At 54.8% G+C, this 16380-nt stretch carries 18 protein-coding genes, 1 tRNA gene and 1 pseudogene; 6 read left to right on the plus strand and 14 right to left on the minus strand.

The genetic code is table 11. From position 1 onward, the window contains the following. Positions 1-271: 271 nt before the first annotated feature. Both KKW20_RS13575 and KKW20_RS13580 read right to left on the minus strand, forming a co-directional pair. Entirely contained in the window at positions 272-1378 is a 1107-nt protein-coding gene (locus KKW20_RS13575; protein WP_214568441.1) for a cystathionine gamma-lyase, read from the minus strand. A gap of 166 nt (positions 1379-1544) precedes the next feature. Next, the gene (locus KKW20_RS13580; RefSeq protein WP_214568442.1) at positions 1545-2279 is read right to left on the minus strand and encodes a helix-turn-helix transcriptional regulator; all 735 of its coding nucleotides are present in this window, start codon (positions 2277-2279) and stop codon (positions 1545-1547) included. A 118-nt stretch (positions 2280-2397) separates the two neighbouring features. On the opposite strand from KKW20_RS13580, the gene KKW20_RS13585 reads away from it, so the two are divergent. Next, entirely contained in the window at positions 2398-2754 is a 357-nt protein-coding gene (locus KKW20_RS13585) for a VOC family protein (protein WP_214568443.1), read from the plus strand. 135 nt (positions 2755-2889) lie between these two features. On the opposite strand, the gene KKW20_RS13590 is transcribed toward KKW20_RS13585, so the two are convergent. The 5 genes and pseudogenes from KKW20_RS13590 to ypfJ all read right to left on the minus strand — a co-directional run bounded on the left by KKW20_RS13590 (position 2890) and on the right by ypfJ (position 7311). Further along, a tRNA-Leu gene (locus KKW20_RS13590) sits at positions 2890-2973 on the minus strand. A gap of 107 nt (positions 2974-3080) precedes the next feature. After that, complete coding sequence (locus KKW20_RS13595) at positions 3081-4433, minus strand: TRAP transporter large permease (RefSeq protein ID WP_214568444.1); 1353 nt, start codon at positions 4431-4433, stop codon at positions 3081-3083. Beyond that, a complete protein-coding gene (locus KKW20_RS13600) occupies positions 4430-5014 on the minus strand; it encodes a TRAP transporter small permease (protein ID WP_214568445.1) in 585 nt (194 codons plus the stop codon). The genes KKW20_RS13595 and KKW20_RS13600 overlap by 4 nt, the downstream gene beginning before the upstream one ends. Positions 5015-5147: 133 nt before the next feature. After that, positions 5148-6185 carry a TRAP transporter substrate-binding protein gene (locus tag KKW20_RS13605; protein WP_214568446.1) on the minus strand — a complete coding sequence of 346 codons (1038 nt, stop codon included), beginning with the start codon at positions 6183-6185 and terminating at the stop codon, positions 5148-5150. 279 nt (positions 6186-6464) lie between these two features. After that, positions 6465-7311 (minus strand): annotated as a pseudogene (gene ypfJ / locus KKW20_RS13610) (KPN_02809 family neutral zinc metallopeptidase). 123 nt (positions 7312-7434) lie between these two features. Between ypfJ and KKW20_RS13615 the strand changes: the two are divergent. Together KKW20_RS13615 and KKW20_RS13620 are read left to right on the plus strand one after the other, a co-directional pair. Continuing rightward, on the plus strand, positions 7435-8013 hold the full coding sequence (locus tag KKW20_RS13615; protein ID WP_214568448.1) for a YqaA family protein: 579 nt from the start codon (positions 7435-7437) through the stop codon (positions 8011-8013). Next, positions 8010-8489 carry a disulfide bond formation protein B gene (locus KKW20_RS13620; protein ID WP_214568449.1) on the plus strand — a complete coding sequence of 160 codons (480 nt, stop codon included), beginning with the start codon at positions 8010-8012 and terminating at the stop codon, positions 8487-8489. The genes KKW20_RS13615 and KKW20_RS13620 overlap by 4 nt, the downstream gene beginning before the upstream one ends. Before the next feature lie 67 nt (positions 8490-8556). Here the strand turns inward: KKW20_RS13620 and KKW20_RS13625 are convergent, their stop codons facing one another. Next, positions 8557-9297 carry an RNA methyltransferase gene (locus KKW20_RS13625; RefSeq protein WP_214568450.1) on the minus strand — a complete coding sequence of 247 codons (741 nt, stop codon included), beginning with the start codon at positions 9295-9297 and terminating at the stop codon, positions 8557-8559. 69 nt (positions 9298-9366) lie between these two features. Between KKW20_RS13625 and KKW20_RS13630 the strand changes: the two genes are divergently transcribed. After that, a complete protein-coding gene (locus KKW20_RS13630) occupies positions 9367-9696 on the plus strand; it encodes a TfoX/Sxy family protein (RefSeq protein WP_214568451.1) in 330 nt (109 codons plus the stop codon). A gap of 66 nt (positions 9697-9762) precedes the next feature. Beyond that, positions 9763-10395 carry a thiamine phosphate synthase gene (locus tag KKW20_RS13635; RefSeq protein ID WP_214568452.1) on the plus strand — a complete coding sequence of 211 codons (633 nt, stop codon included), beginning with the start codon at positions 9763-9765 and terminating at the stop codon, positions 10393-10395. Positions 10396-10427: 32 nt separating this feature from the next. Here the strand turns inward: KKW20_RS13635 and olsA are convergent, their stop codons facing one another. The 3 genes from olsA to KKW20_RS13650 all read right to left on the minus strand — a co-directional run bounded on the left by olsA (position 10428) and on the right by KKW20_RS13650 (position 12322). Then, complete coding sequence (gene olsA / locus KKW20_RS13640; protein WP_214568453.1) at positions 10428-11270, minus strand: lyso-ornithine lipid O-acyltransferase; 843 nt, start codon at positions 11268-11270, stop codon at positions 10428-10430. Further along, positions 11267-12034, minus strand: a complete 768-nt coding sequence (gene olsB / locus KKW20_RS13645; protein ID WP_214568454.1) for an L-ornithine N(alpha)-acyltransferase — start codon at positions 12032-12034, stop codon at positions 11267-11269. The genes olsA and olsB overlap by 4 nt, the downstream gene beginning before the upstream one ends. Before the next feature lie 105 nt (positions 12035-12139). Beyond that, positions 12140-12322, minus strand: coding sequence for a DUF3553 domain-containing protein (locus tag KKW20_RS13650; RefSeq protein WP_214568455.1), 183 nt, complete (start codon positions 12320-12322; stop codon positions 12140-12142). Positions 12323-12351: 29 nt separating this feature from the next. Between KKW20_RS13650 and KKW20_RS13655 the strand changes: the two genes are divergently transcribed. Then, the gene (locus KKW20_RS13655) at positions 12352-12951 is read left to right on the plus strand and encodes a histidine phosphotransferase family protein (RefSeq protein ID WP_214568456.1); all 600 of its coding nucleotides are present in this window, start codon (positions 12352-12354) and stop codon (positions 12949-12951) included. Between the two features lie 2 nt (positions 12952-12953). Here the strand turns inward: KKW20_RS13655 and KKW20_RS13660 are convergent, their stop codons facing one another. Genes KKW20_RS13660 through obgE form a run of 3 tightly spaced genes read right to left on the minus strand, consistent with a single transcriptional unit; the run spans position 12954 to position 16366 of the window. Further along, positions 12954-14201: a glutamate-5-semialdehyde dehydrogenase gene (locus KKW20_RS13660; protein ID WP_214568457.1), complete on the minus strand. Its 1248-nt coding sequence runs from the start codon at positions 14199-14201 to the stop codon at positions 12954-12956. Positions 14202-14240: 39 nt separating this feature from the next. Continuing rightward, complete coding sequence (gene proB / locus KKW20_RS13665; RefSeq protein ID WP_214568458.1) at positions 14241-15347, minus strand: glutamate 5-kinase; 1107 nt, start codon at positions 15345-15347, stop codon at positions 14241-14243. Continuing rightward, entirely contained in the window at positions 15335-16366 is a 1032-nt protein-coding gene (gene obgE / locus KKW20_RS13670; RefSeq protein ID WP_214568459.1) for a GTPase ObgE, read from the minus strand. Before obgE ends, proB begins: the two co-directional genes overlap by 13 nt. Positions 16367-16380 lie beyond the last annotated feature (14 nt).

The raw sequence follows: 16380 nt of genomic DNA on the forward strand, positions 1-16380 counted from the left end.
CTTCTTTGTTTCCATTGGGAACACAGTTGACGAAAGGTAAATTCCTTAACGGGTTCCATCAGATTTTTTAGAAATCCAAGATGATTTAGAACTAAATCCGCCCCCCATACGGCAACAATTACCGACAGGCGCAGGAATTTTCGGGAAATTGGAAACAAACTTGCGGGGATAACGATTCGATAACCATGCTGAAGGAGAGAGGTTACATGCCCACATATCCCGGGGGCCAAATGGCGTCTGGCCATCCCCTCTCCGTCAGCAACATGCACCCCTAGTTAAGCTTATCCAAGCTGGACAAAAGGTCGGCGATCAGAGCTTGTTCTGGCTCGCAACCGACCGAAAGACGCACGAACCCCGGCGCAACCTGATCGCCCCACCGTGCGCGCCGCTCTGCCGAACTGTGAACCCCACCAAATGAGGTTGTCGGGCGTAAGAAGGCGCAGCCAGCGATGAACTGCTCAGCAAGGTCTTCGGTCTCCAGGGTCAGACTTAGTAAAAACCCAAAGCAGCTCATTTGCGTCGTTGCCAATTCATAAGATGGATCAGCTTCCAGACCGGGATAGCGCAGCGCGTTGATCATGGGATGAGATTTCAGCCGCTGCGCCACACTCATGGCGGTGCGACACATACGCTCGAGCCGTACATCCAATGTCTCTAGCCCACGATGTAACAACCAAGCCGCGTGCGGACTTGGAATGCCCCCAGACATTTTACGCCAATTGCGCACGCGTTCCAGAACAGCGGCATCGCGTGTCGCCACATGCCCCATTAACAGGTCCGAATGTCCGCTTGGTGCTTTTGTATCCGACGCCACAACAATGTCGGCCCCAAGATCCAACGGGCGTTGCCCAAGTGGGGTCATTGTGGTGTTGTCGACGATTGTAATACCGCCTGCGGCACGCACGCGCTGGGCAATGCCCTGAATGTCGCACAGATCCAGCCCAGGATTTGACGGTGTTTCAAGGAAAACCACTTTGTATTTGGTCACATCAAGCGTGTCATAATCTTTGGTCGGGCGCTCATCGACTTGCACACCCAATCCGGCCAAAAACTCCTGTGACAACACCCGCGTGACGTAATACCCATCAGACGGAACCAACAATCGATCCCCCGCTTTCAAGGTTGAAAACAGCGCCGCAGAGATCGCGCCCATACCAGATGGAAAGGCGACACATGGGGCGTCTTCCAAATGCGACAGTAAATGCTCCAAGGCCTCCCATGTGGGATTATCAACGCGCCCGTAGCCCGGGTACCCATTAGGATCACCGGGCAAATGGAACATCGAACTTGAAACCAACGGAAGGGCGATTGGCTCTCCCTTTTTAAGGTCCTTCGCCCGAAGGTGAAGAGCTTGCGCAAGCATTGTTTGATCCGTCATAAAAGCCCCTACGCTTATCCATTCCCTCCATTGGCAGGCAATGGAGCCCGTGCACATTGGCAAACCTGATCTGAGAAGAAAAGGCCTCGTATCGACGGCGCGTGGGAAAAAGCGGTCGTTGTGATGCCCCAGCCGATCACCGGTTTCGCCGATGCCCACGTCACGATCAAATCAATCGCTCATCAGCAACCAAAAAGGACCCGAACTGTTTCTTTGGCAGCAGTTTAAAATGCGTTCCCGTCGCGCTTGCGGCGCGCATTCGATCGCAGCGAAACGTCCTTGGCTCCTGTCGCAGATGGTCAAAGGCAACGACGTACCACACCGGATATTTCAGCAAAAGATAGTGGGGGTCGATATGCCGGGTGGAGGTTTCACCGTCCTCGCGCTGGTATCGTATTTCCAACCCTTCTTGTGCGATAAATGCCTGATGCAACGCCTGCACCACCCGTTTTGGTGGCGTGGTTACACTTGCTTGAACATATGTTGATGCGGTCACCCCAATCATAATGCGCGCCTGAAGATGGTCCACTTTCTTGCGTTTCTCGGGCGAAAAGGACGCCACCAATTGCCGCCGAACAGACCCCAGACTTGCCAAAAAGATGGGCGAATTCATCTGTTCCGCAACCGCAATGCTAATAAGCAGATCAACTGCCTCGCCGTAGGATAAATTCATCCGGCCAACACCCCAGTTACGGTCAAGGCGCACGCCCCCACCGCGCCCTCGATCAGCGTCAATTTGCATACCTTGGTCACGCATCAGCGACAGATCCCGCGCGATTGTGCGCACACTGACGCCGTGCTCGCGCGCCAGATCTTTGACGGTGCAATGGCTGTCCTGCTTCAGCTGCACCGCCAGCAGTTCCATTCGTCTTAACCTGTCATTCGCATTTGTCCGTGTCATGAAACAAATAGGACATAAAGTGTCCTATTTAGCAATATGACGGGGCACAGGAAGACTGACCAACGATCAGCCTCTGATCCCCCAAAAATCCGGGGGCAATGCTTACAGGAGAGCAAACATGAAAATGAATTACTGTGTTGTCGGAACAAACGATATGGCCGCGGCAAACACATTCTACGGTGCACTTTTTGCGCAATCAGGCCTTCAGAACCTGTCGCCATCAGACCGAATGACCTATTGGCTTGGTGAGGATTTTGCTTTCGCAATCGCGATCCCCTTTGACACAAAACCCGCGAACAACGGCAATGGCACGATGGTTGGCTTTTGTGTCGGGACACAAGAAGAGGTCACAAGGCTGCATGCCCTTGCGCTGGACCTTGGTGGCTCTTGCGAGGGCTCACCTGGTCAGCGTGGGCCAAAGTTCTCAGCCTATGTACGCGATCGTGATGGGAATAAACTGTGCTTTTCTGACTAAAACATCTGATCAGCAGGCGTCCGATTATCACAGGCGAATAGTCCGAAGCGGACGTCTGTCCTGCTGCGACATGGATCAACTGGGATCCGATCACATCACAGACAACAAAATTCAACGGAGAGCCTTAAAATAAGGTGGTACCCAAGGCCGGACTCGAACCGGCACGCCTCGCGGCGGGGGATTTTGAATCCCCTGCGTCTACCATTCCGCCACTTGGGCACTGAGCACCGGATACAAAAGCCGGACGGGGACGTCAACGGGATAATGTGACAAATGACGGCCCAGATGCATTTTTTTCATCAACCGGGCCGTCCTGCAATTTTTTGCTAGAACATCACGCCAACCAACCAAAGCGTAATGCCCGGAAAGCCCACCAAAATCACCACACGGACCAGGTCAGACAGCACGAAGGGCGCCACGCCGCGATAGGTTGCGGCCATAGGAATGTCGCGCGCCATCGAGTTGATAATAAAGAGGTTCATACCAACCGGCGGCGTAATCAAACCGACCTCAACCACAATCAACGCTAAGATCCCAAACCAGATGCCAGCCTCTTCTGGGGTTAGGCCAAAATCCAAGACCTCAATGATCGGGTAAAAGATCGGGATGGTCAGGAGGATCATCGACAGACTGTCCATGACACAGCCAAAGATCAGATAGGCGACCAACATGACGCTCAGCACCACCAACGGCGCGAACCCCTGCCCCGTGACCCATTCCGCCAGCATTTGTGGCGCTTGAGTAAAGGCAAGGAAGGAGTTGAAAATCTGCGCCCCAAGCACGATGAAAAAGATCATCGCCGTGGATTGGGCGGTGGCCAGAATGGAATCCAGAAACCCTCTCCACGTCAGCCCCCCCGTCATCACGCCGTATAGTCCAGTTGCGACCGCGCCGACGGCCGCCCCTTCGGTTGGGGTGAACAGCGCTTGTACACCATCCCGTGTCCAATTCCAGTCGCCTGCAATGCCGCCCATAACCAAGCCAAAGATGACAACCACCGGCCAGATAGAGAGAAGCGTTTTGAAGCGCTGAAGATAAGGAACGCGGTCCGCCGTGGTGGCGCTGTCGGGATTGATGCGCACCATAACCGCAACCGTAAGCATATAGCCAAGGGCGGCCAAAACGCCTGGCACCAGGGCCGCGATGAACATCTTTACAATGTTTTGCTCGGTCAGGATCGCGTAGATCACCAGAATAACGGACGGTGGGATCAGGATCCCCAAGGTGCCACCTGCGGCCAAAACCCCAGTAGACAGCGCATCGGAATAGCCCCGTTTGCGCATCTCTGGCAACGCCACCTGCCCCATGGTTGAGGCTGTCGCGAGCGATGATCCGCAGACCGCGCCAAAGCCCGCACAGGCCCCTACGGCCGCCATCGCAACACCGCCTTTTCGGTGTCCAAGCCAATCAGAGGCCGCGTTGAACAGCGCCCCGGACATGCCGGACTTGGTCGCAAACTGCCCCATCAAAAGAAACAAAGGCACAATCGACAGGGAATAGCTGGAAAACGTATCATAGCTGAGTGTTTTCAGCTGGCTGAGCGTCACATTCGGGCGCCCCATCATGTACCAAATTCCAAAAAATCCCGTCAGCCCCATCGACAACCCAATTGGCAATCTCAAAAAGATTGCGATAAGCATCAGAACAAAGGCGAAAATAGCTAGCTCTAGACCGGTCATACGTGTTCCTCCCGACCATCAAGCACCCAATTGAGCGAGCGCCATATTGTGTAAACGCTCACCAGAAAAAACAATGTTGCACCTATCAAGGAAAACCCAAACGGGATCCACACCGGAAGCTCCAATTCATACGTGCTTTCGGCAAAAAAGGGCTTTGACCCCATACCGAAAATCGCGCGCACGCCGTCTGATCCAAAGGGGAACTTCTCGCCGAAACCAAGCCACAATCGCCACAGGATGACAAACGCCGCAAGCGACAGCATGACATCCCCGACCAAGCCAAGGAGGGCTTGCGTTCGATCGGAAAGGCGCGAGATGAAGATGTCGACGGTGACATGGCCGCGGCGCAACTGACACCAAGGCAAAAAGGAAAACACGGCGATTGCACACCCCATTTCCACGATTTCAAAATCCCCTTTGATTGGACCCAATCCAAATCCAAGCAAGGCCCGTCCGATCACTGAAGCAACGGTGGTTAAGGCAATTCCGGCCAAGACGACCCCGCCAAAATAAGCCAGCGCACGGCTGATCCGTTCCATGGTCCGCCCCACGCGAACCTCTGTTGATTTGGCCAATGCCATTGGCGCCCCCATATCTGGAAAAACGTCTGGAAAACCTCACCTCTGCGGCACGATACGCAAAGCGTCAGTCGCAGCTAGATGAGAGAAGCTCTGAGCCACATTATGTGGCTCAGAGAGGTTTCATTTGATCCGATCAGTTGTCGCTGTACTTCGCAACCAATTCTTGTGCCATGGACACCATGCCCGCGCCATCCAGACCTTTTGATGCCATATCTTCGATCCATGCTGCGGTCTGTTTGTCGCCAATCACCTTCAGTTCACTGACAACGGCGTCATCAAGCGTATGAATTTTGTTGCCCTTATCGGCGACCACTTTCATCCCAAGCGCATCCCCTTGGTCCATGGCGCGTCCTGCCCAGCCCGAAGTTTCAAGGCCAGAATTGGCATCAATCACGGCTTTCAGATCATCTGGAAGGCTGTTGTAGGTGTCATTGTTCATCGCCCAGATAAAGAATGTATTATAAAGCGCCCGATCACCGCCGATTTGCGTATGGCTATCGGTCAGCTCATGTACTTTCAGCGGCGGAACAATTTCCCATGGGATCACGCCACCATCGACGACGCCTTTGGACAATGCTTCTGGGAAGGCCGGAACGGGCATGCCAACAGGCGTTGCCCCGAGCGTTTCCAGCAACTGGTTCGCCTGACGCGATGGTCCGCGCAGTTTCAAGCCGGCAAAATCTGCCGCGGCCATGATTGGCTCGCCTTTCTTGTGGATCACTCCAGGCCCATGAACATGGGTGGCCATCAAATGCACATCATTCATGCGTTCCATGAGATATTTCTCAGAGAATTCCCAAGCCGCTTTTGAGGAGGCTTCCGCACTCATCGACGTCATAAAGGGCAACTCAAAGGCCTCTGCTTCGGGGAAACGACCCGGCGTATAGGCGGGCAAGGCCCAACCGCAATCAATCACACCATCGCGGATTTGATCGTAAAGCGCAGGGGGTTTGCCGCCCAATTGCATCGCGGGATAGATCTCTACCTTAATGCGGCCGCCACTTTCCTTTTCGATCTTTTCAGCCCAAGGGACCATGAAAAATTTCGGGACCGATCCTTTGGGCGACAAGAAGTGCTGACAACGGAGTGTCACATCCTGTGCAAACCCAGCCGTGGTTGAAAGTCCAAGTGCAAGTGCGCCCGCAAGGGCTGTGTTCAAGGTGATCTTCATTTCGTTTCCTCCCAAAACGCGGTGTCTAGACAATATGTTACAGGCGACGACCTTTCGGCGTAATTAAATTGCCCGTTACATGTATAAAATCAGGCTATAGTTCATTAGGCAAGAATTTTCGACCGTGCGGTCAGCTTTACTGAGTTGCGCTTTCCAAAATTCGTAGCGACAGTTCGTTGCATACGCAACATTTAATTAACGAGTTCACAGCGCGCCCACCGCCCCACAGCGCCTTAACACCTCACATCGGCACCGTTCATGAAAGAGGCACACCCGCCCCTAAAGCTGGTCGGCCGAAAATGTATCACAAGCGGTCAGATCGCCGCTTTGATAACCAACCTCAAACCATCTGACCCTTTGCATTGAGGTGCCGTGGGTGAAAGTGTGTGGCATCGGTGTCCGCCCGGAATTGCGTTGCAATGTATCGTCGCCGATCTGGCGCGCTGCATGGATTGCCTCTTGCAAATCCCCCTGTTCGAGCGAGCCGAACTGGCGCTCTGCCTGCCGCGCCCAAATGCCAGCGTAGCAATCTGCCTGTAATTCAATGCGCACAGAAATGGCGTTGCTTTCGGCTTGATTGACCCGCTGACGCACAGAATTCGCTTTGCCCAAAATCCCCAGCTCATTTTGCACATGATGCGCCACCTCATGAGCCACAACATAAGCTGCTGCAAAGTCCCCTTTGGCGCCCAACTGGTTGGACAAGGTGATGAAAAAACCGGTATCCAAATAGATCTTGCGGTCCCCAGGGCAGTAGAACGGCCCCGTTGCACCGGACGCCCCACCGCAAGGGCTTTGTGTTACCCCTTTATAAAGCACCAATGTGGCTGGGCGATATGCCCCATCCACCTGTGCGCGAAACACCTGATCCCAAACCTCTTCCGTGTCGGCCAGTGTCACCGAAACAAACATCCCTGCCCGCTTATCTGCCTGGGTTATCGTAGCGGAGGATGCCGGCACCGAGCTTTGCTCGAGCAAGGGGGTGACGTCAATTCCCGCAAAATAGCCCAAGGCCAAAATTGCCAGCAATCCCAAGCCACCAATTTGCAACCCACCGCCTCGGCGCCCCCCCCCGCATCCGCCGGTCTTCAATATTGCGGCTTGTGCGCCGTCCCTTCCACTTCATGCTGATCCTCCCGCTGTTTCACAATCAGTTTACTGCGCCATTGCGTCCCGACAAGGCAAGATTGCTTGACCTGACGCGGCGAGCATGTTTCGTGTGGGCAATGAAAAAAGGGCACAATCGGGCATGATTAAGCGGCTGTACAATTGGACGATGACGTTGGCTGAGGCGCCTTATGCGCTCTGGGCGCTTGGCTTTGTTGCCTTTTTGGAAAGCTCCGTTTTCCCAATTCCCCCAGACATTTTGATGATCCCAATGATCATTGCCGCCCCACGCCGTGCATTTTTAATCGCGGGTGTGGCTCTTGTTGCTTCCGTGCTTGGGGGCATATTTGGCTATTTCATTGGCTGGGGGCTGTTTGAAAGCGTTGGGCGCCCTGTTCTGGAATTCTACGGCAAGACCGACAACTTCGATGCCTTTGCGCAAACCTATAATGACTGGGGCGCATGGGCGGTGTTGATCGCGGGCGTAACGCCCTTCCCCTATAAGGTCATTACAATCCTCTCGGGGTCGACCGGCCTTAGTTTTCCAGTCTTTATGGTTGCGTCCGTCATCGCCCGAGGGCTGCGCTTTTTCATTATCGCGGCCCTTTTGTGGAAATTCGGCGCACCCATTCGTACCTTTATTGAAAAACGCCTCGGGCTCTTATTCACCCTGTGTGTGGTGACTTTGATCGGGGGCTTCTATCTGGTGAAATTCCTATGAAACTGATCAAAAACCTGTCTTTCAATCATCTGGTTCTGCTCGCAACAATTGGGTCCGTCCTGGTGCTAGGCGGCGCTTTTGTTTTTCAGGCTTTCGGGTTTGCACCGTGCAAGCTTTGCTTGTGGCAACGCTGGCCACACGCGGCGGCCATTGCCATCGGCGCGGCAACACTGACCACACAAAAACGGCTTTTGGCCTGGCTTGGGGCGGCAGCTGCGGCCACGACCTCTGGATTGGGCGTTTATCACTCCGGTGTTGAGCGAAAGCTGTGGGAAGGCCCCACGACCTGCACCTCTTCCGCCCTCACCGGAGAACTGGACCCCGCCGACCTTTTGAACCAAATTCTGGCAGCACCTCTTGTACGGTGCGATGAAATACCGTGGGAAATGTTCGGTGTCACAATGGCCAACCTGAATGCGCTTGGCTCAGCCGGTTTGGCAATCATCTGGATTTTGGCGGCACGCAAAGCGGCATAACCAAACGAAAACGCCCACCTAAAAGTGGGCGTTTTAATATCTGCATGGGCATTAAAACCGGGAACAGTTACGTCTTCATCTGCCGCAAGAACTGGCGCAGCATCCCGTGCATCATTTGAACATCTTGACGGGTCAGCGGCATCCGGCTCCACATGTTCCTAAGTGCGATTTTCATCACCTCGGCCTTGGTTTCGGGAAAGAAAAACCCGAACTCCTCCAAGCGCGCCTCGTAATGCTCTGCGAGCTTATCAACCTCGATCACGGTGGCCATCTCGGTTGTGGGCATGGACAGCACTTCATGGGTGATGTTTGCGGTGTGGCGACGCCATTCATACGCGGTCAGCAACACACATTGCGCAAGGTTTAGCGACGCAAATTCTGGGTTAACGGGCACGGTGATGATCGCATTGGCAACAGCCACATCTGGATTTTCAAGCCCGGTGCGCTCTGGCCCGAACAGCACCGCAACCTTCTTGCCCTCAGCCTGCATAATGCGTGCCATTTCCATCGCACGTTCTGGGCTAACGATCGGTTTGGTCAACTCGCGTGAGCGTGCGGTTGTGGCAAAAACAAAATCACAGTCCCCGACCGCCTCGGCCACAGTGTCATGCACGCTGGCACCGTCCAAAATGCGCCCCGCACCAGAGGCCATGGCCACGGCGGCGGGATTTGGCCAACCATCGCGCGGTTCAACAACCCGCATTCTGGTCAAGCCAAAGTTCAACATCGCCCGCGCGGCGGCCCCTATGTTTTCTCCCATTTGCGGGCGAACTAAGACAAATGCGGGATCTGGACCCAAAGCGCTCATCTTTACAAACCTTTCCAAATTCTCGCGCCGTGATACGCTTGTCTGAACCCAAAAGGCAAGGAGGGCGCCATGGCCTATGATCCAGAAATCTACGAATGCCTTGCGCATGATTTGATCGCCCTGCCGGGCATCAGCGAGAAAAAGATGTTTGGCGGAATTGCGTTCATGCTGAATGGCAACATGTTGTGTGGGGTACACAAAGGCGGCGCAATGTATCGTGTGGGAAAAGACCAAGAGGCCAAGGCTTTGGCACGAGACGGGGTGGCCCCCATGAATTTTACCGGACGACGGATGGGTGGGTTTGTTGACGCAACCCGCGACGCAATTGAGAGCAAGACAACAAGACTTGCACTGTTGTCACTTGCGACAAGTTATGTGACCACCCTGCCCGCAAAATAACCTGCCCCTTGCAAAACCAGTCCTAAGACAAGATAAGCGCAAAAGCATCGTGGAAAGGAGCATCCAATGGCCGACGCACAAGAGATGGAATTGCCTCAGGTTTACCTTTTGACCCCCCCCGAGTTTGAACTCTCGACCTTTCCAACACTACTCGCCAGGGTGCTCGACAGCACCGATGTCGCCTGCCTTCGCCTGACCCTCGCCACCACCGACGAAGATCGGATCATGAGGGCGGCGGATGTCTGCCGCGAGGTGGCCCATGCCCGTGACGTGCCGATCGTTATTTCCGAACATGCCCTGATGGTGGAACGTCTTGGACTGGACGGTGTGCATTTGGGTGACGGCGCACGCCGCGTGCGCAAGACCCGCACCGACTTGGGTCAAGACGCCATTGTTGGCGCCTATTGCGCGGGATCACGACATGAAGGTTTGAATGCGGGTGAAAACGGTGCGGATTATATCAGTTTCGGCCCGGCAGGAACATCGGCGCTGGGCGACGGAACCCGCGCGGAGCTGGATCTGTTTGACTGGTGGTCACAGATGATCGAGATCCCAGTGGTCGCCGAAGGCGCTTTGGACCAAGATATCATTCGCACGCTGTCCCCGATGACCGATTTTTTTGCCATTGGCGAAGAGATCTGGCGCGCGGAGGATCCTGTTGCCGCATTGAAAGCCCTGACTGATGCGATGCAAGGCTGACGAGGATACGCTTGGGTTGGAATGATCTGCGCTCAGGCAACCTTATTTTCAATATCAAGCGTCCCCAGCCCCTCGCGCACTTTTTCTTCGCAATACAGGCTTAACGCCTTGCGGTTGGCAAAATCCGTAACCTTTACAGGGGTGTGATAGATCAGCTCAATACGCCCCTGGCGTCTTGCGGCAAGGGTCTGGAGCAGATGGGGCGCAAAATCCATATCCCCCCACCAACCATAAAATCGAGGATCTTCGCCCTCGGGTGCGAAATAGCGCACGCTCACCGGTTGCACCCACATGAAATCTCGCAGTTCTGAGGTGAAGAACGCGGCAAAAAGCGTTGATTTAAAAGGTAAAACTCTCTGGGAATCAGAGGATGTACCTTCTGGAAAGAACAAGAGCTTATGTCCCGCACTCAGACGCGCGCGGAACACCTCTATTTGCTGCGCCGCCTCGCGCCGATCGCGATTGATGAAGACGGTTCCGGTGGCACGCGCGAGCCACCCAATGCCGGGCCAATTGGCCACTTCGGCTTTGGAAACGAAATACACCCGTTTTTTGGCGTTGAGAGAAAAGATATCCAACCAGCTGGCATGATTGGCCACGACAGCGCCTTTTTCACGCATCTGCTCGCCGATCGCCCGAAACGGCAGACCGATAATTACAAAAGCGCTGCGACACACAAATTGCGTAATATAGGGTGTAACGGGCCTGTGCAGACCAAAGATCGGACGCTCGACCAGGCGCACCAGAAGCAACAATAACAGCCCACCAAACACGAGGAGGCCCAAAGGCAAACCACGCCACAGCACCCGGACGATTTCCATCCCTTTCGGGCGAAAGGGTTTGGGTTCGGCCTCTCCATGCCACAGCGCGCTCATCGGCGTTTCTCGGTATAGATCGCTTTGTGTGTCGCGCTCATCTTATTGGTGTCCATGATCAAACATACATCCGTGGTGTTAAAGCTGTGATCCACAAAAGCGCCCTGCCCCACATAGCCGCCAAGCCGTAGATAGGCCTTGATCAACGCCGGAACCGCGCGCATTGCTTTGGGCCTGTCGATCTGGTTTTCTGGGAGCAGGTTCATCTCTTGATATACATCTGGCAGGGCGCAAACGCGCAAGTCTTCGGGCGCGAGGTGGCGGTGATGCAACAGGGAAAGTGGTGCTTTTAGTGTTTCAATATCAGTGCCATGGAATGACGCCACGCCAAAAAGAACCTCGATCTTATGGGCCGCAACATAGTCTGCCAAGCCATTCCATAAGACCATCATTGCCGCGCCGCCTCGGTACTCTGGATGCAGGCAGGATCGACCAAGTTCTAACAGCTTGCGACCGGACGCCTTTAGGGTCGACACATCATACTCCGCCTCGGAATAAAACTGGCCCGGCCCCGAAATCTGATCACTGCGCAGCAACCGATACACCCCAACCGCAGGCATGTCTTCGCGCGATTTATCAAATAAAACAAGGTGATCGTAGAATGGGTCAAATGCATCACGCTCTAACCCTTCTTTGTGATCGACCAAGGGGCCATCGCTGCCAAGTTCGCGCACGAACACGTCATACCGAAGCTTTTGTGCCGCGCGTAGATCATCTGCATCGCGGGCGAGCCGCAGCACAAATTGTGGTTCAGCAGAGTGCATTTCCAAGCCTCAATTGGTTTCTCCGGGTTCTAATGCGACCGGATCCACAACGCAACTCGTCACAACACACGCAATGGTTGCTACTGCAATGATTAAGGTTTAGTATTAACAGCCGGAAGGATCAAAAACAGGTATAAGCTCAACAACTTGCGTATCAATCACCTGCTTGCCTACATGTTCAAAATTCGCGGTGACTTTGCCACCGATATTCGATTGCACCTGCCCAAGACCCCAATCCGGTTGGTTCGGATGACGCACATACATGCCCGGTTCCAATAACGACATCATTTTCACGCCTTTCCTAAAGGGAGTATCCCATGCCCACCAACACCCGTGATCTGACTGCCTTGATCGGCTCGCGTATTTGCCATGACCTTATCAGCCCTTTAGGGGCAATCGGCAATGGCGTTGAATTGTTGGAGTTGTCTGGCATGGGCGATCTGCCGGAGATGGCTCTGATTTCGGAAAGTGTGCAAAATGCAAATTTGCGTATTCGATTTTTTCGGATCGCCTTTGGTGCGGCCAATTCAGAACAGCGCGTTGCGGAAAGCGAAATTCGCACCGTATTGGCCCCGAACGCTGATGGTCGGAAAATTGAAATCAACTGGACCCCGGTTGGTGACCAATCACGCGCAGCCGTCAAGCTTGCCTTTCTCATTATCCAATGTATGGAAACCAGCATGCCATGGGGTGGCCGCTTAGAGATTGAAGAAACAGATGGCCATTGGCGCATCTGGGGCGAAGCCGAAAAGCTGCGTGTCGATCCAAGCCTTTGGGCGCTGTTAGAAGCGGATGATGACGAGGCCGAAGTCTCGCCCGCACAGGTGCATTTTGCCCTCATCGCGCCGGAACTTAAACGACAAGGGCGCACCGCCTGTGTCACCCTTGCCGATCATTCGGTCAGTGTCAGTTTTTAATCCTACGCACGTACGGTACCGTCCCCTTCGACGATATACTTAAAGCTGGTAAGCTGCATGGCCCCAACCGGGCCACGCGCATGCATTTTGCCCGTGGCAATCCCAATCTCTGCGCCCATTCCAAATTCACCCCCATCCGCAAATTGGGTTGAGGCATTGCGCATCAAAATCGCACTGTCGATGCGCGCAAAGAACTTGGCTGCGGTGTCATCGTTTTCGGTCATGATCGCATCAGTATGAGAAGAGCTATACTGATTGATATGGGCAATCGCCCCATCCACATCTTCTACAATTTTTGCGGAAATAATACTATCGAGGTATTCTTTGCCCCAGTCTTCATCCCCCGCAACAACGGTCCCGCTCAGCCCTGCCCCTGCGCGCACTTCGACACCGGCGGCCATCAACTTATCCAGGATGTCTTGCCCCAATGGCACGGCATCCTTATGGATCAGCAAACACTCCGCCGCGCCACAAATTCCGGTACGACGGGTCTTGGCATTGATCACCACACGCGTTGTTTTCTCTGCATCCGCATCTTTGTCGATATAGATATGCACTATGCCCTCAAGATGGGCAAAAACTGGCACACGGGCGTCACGCTGTACCAATCCGACCAACCCTTTGCCACCACGCGGCACAATAACGTCGATATGATCGGTCATGGTCAGCATCTCACTGACCGCCGCGCGATCACGGGTGGGAACGATTTGAATGGCATCCTCAGGCAAACCTGCGCTGCGCAATCCGTCTTGCAGGCAAGCATGGATGATGCCCGCCGAATGAAAACTCTCGGACCCGCCGCGTAAAATAACTGCGTTCCCCGCCTTGAGGCACAACGCCCCCGCGTCTGCCGTGACATTGGGGCGGCTTTCATAAATCACGCCAATCACGCCCAGCGGTGTGCGCACGCGCTTAATATGAAGGCCAGAGGGGCGATCCCATTCTTCGGTGATTTTCCCCACAGGGTCTTCTTGCACCGCAACCGCACGCAGGCCCTCACACATGGCTTTGATCCGATCTTCATCCAACATCAACCGATCAAGCATTGCAGGCGACAATCCCTTGTCCCGGCCAAACGCCATGTCTTTCGCGTTGGCTGCAACAATCTCATCCCGGCGCATCCAACAGGCATCTGCCGCCGCCAAAAGCGCGTTTTGCTTTGCAATGGGGGCCGCGAACGCCAGATCAGTTGCGGCCGCACTGGCGCGCGCTCCGATCTGGGCCATCATGGTTTTGATGTCTTCGCTCATGGGATAATCTCCGTGAAGTATCGCCTTCAAGGCTTTGATTTAGATCGACATATCGTCTCTGTGTATCAGCGCAGCACGACCAGGATAGCCAAGAACCACCGCGATCTGGTCCGAGCGTTGTCCCGCTATTATTCGTGCTTCATCCGATGAATAACGCGCCAGACCAGCCCCAATCTGAACCGCATCAGGGCCGTGGATTGTCACGCTATCGCCACGCCCAAACTGTCCATAAACGGCTGTCACACCGGCTGGCAAAAGCGACTTTCCCTGCCTTAAGGCCAACGCGGCGCCTGCGTCGACAACGATGTCACCTCGTGGTTTCATTGATGAAATCCACTGTTTGCGCGCCGCTTTCGGGTCTGTGTCCGCCGTAAAGACCGTGGCGGGTGCCCCGGCCAACAACTGTGCGATCGGATTAAGACGAGAGCCTTCGGTGATGGTTAGGGCACATCCAGCCCCGGTCGCTGTCTTTGCCGCCATCACCTTGGTCTTCATCCCACCTTTTGACAGACCAGACCCCGCATCGCCCGCCATTGCTTCGATCGCGGGGGTGATTTCGTCTATCTGATCAAACCGTATCGCCGAGGCATCCTCGCGCGGATTGGCCGTGTAAAGCCCGTCCACATCGGACAATAGCACCAAGTGATCAGCACCGATGGTCACAGCCACCTGTGCCGCGAGCCGGTCATTGTCACCAAACCTAATCTCATCTGTCGCAACAGTGTCATTCTCATTCACAATCGGAACGGCCCCAAGGGACAGCAGTGTTTCAAGCGTTGCACGGGAATTCAAATAGCGACGGCGGTTTGCACTGTCCTCGAGCGTCACCAAAACCTGTGCGGTTGTCGCGCCATGCTGTGCCAACGCCTCTTCATAAGCCCGCGCCAGCCGGATTTGCCCCACCGCGGCCGCGGCCTGCGATTGCTCTAGCGGCAAACTTCCCGCCGGCAGTTGCAACACCCCACGGCCAAGCGCGATCGAGCCGGACGAGACCAACACCACAGTCGCACCGCGCGCTTTCAAATCCGCAACATCTTGCGCCAGTGACGCAAGCCAATCGGATTTCAACGCGCCTGTCTTTGCATCCACCAGCAAGGCGGATCCAATTTTGATAACAACGCGTTTGGCTGATTTTAGGGCGCCCAACTTTCAGGCTCCTCAACAGGTTTCTGGCGAATTCGATCTTCAGAGATTTCTGTGCGCAATGCTCGCAAGACATCCACGGTGCCTTCGCGCGCAACGCCGGACATCATCATCACCGGGCCGGCAACGGCCTCAAGCTCTGCCAATTTCTCTGCGCGCTCTTCGTCGTCCAAAGCGTCGATTTTGTTCAATACGGTCACGCGGGGCTTATCGCCCAGAATGTCGCCGTAGTTTTCGACCTCTCTGATGATGGTCTGCCAATCCCCGGCAACGTCCTCTGAGGTGCCGTCAACCAAATGCAGCAATACAGAACAGCGTTCAACGTGCCCCAAGAACAGATCCCCAAGACCGCGCCCCTCGGACGCGCCTTCGATCAACCCCGGAATATCGGCGATCACAAACTCGGCATTATCCACGCCAACCACGCCCAGATTGGGGTGCAGCGTTGTAAACGGATAGTCGGCAATTTTCGGACGCGCGTTGGACGTGGCGGCCAAAAAGGTCGATTTACCCGCATTGGGAAGCCCCAGTAGGCCAACATCCGCAATCAGCTTTAACCGCAACCAAAGTGTACGCTCGACCCCCGGCTGGCCAGCATTGGCACGGCGCGGCGCTTGGTTGGTTGAGGTTTTGAAATGCAGATTGCCAAATCCGCCATTGCCACCCTTGGCCAGAACAACACGCTGCCCCACTTCGGTCAGATCCGCAATCACGGTTTCTTGGTCTTCGTCCAGGATTTCGGTGCCGACCGCAACCCGGAGAACGATGTCATCACCATCGGCTCCAGTGCGTTGTTTGCCCATGCCCGGGCGGCCGTTATCTGCGAAAAAATGCTGTTGATAGCGGAAATCAATGAGCGTGTTCAGCCCTTCGACCACCTCGGCAATCACATCACCGCCGCCGCCGCCGTCGCCCCCATCAGGCCCGCCGTATTCAATGTATTTTTCGCGCCGGAACGACACACAGCCGCCACCGCCGGCACCGGAACGAATATAGACCTTGGCGAGATCGAGGAATTTCATGTGTCTTAGCCTTT

This window comes from Aliiroseovarius lamellibrachiae (genome assembly GCF_018599245.1).
Classification (GTDB): Bacteria; Pseudomonadota; Alphaproteobacteria; order Rhodobacterales; family Rhodobacteraceae; genus Aliiroseovarius; species Aliiroseovarius lamellibrachiae.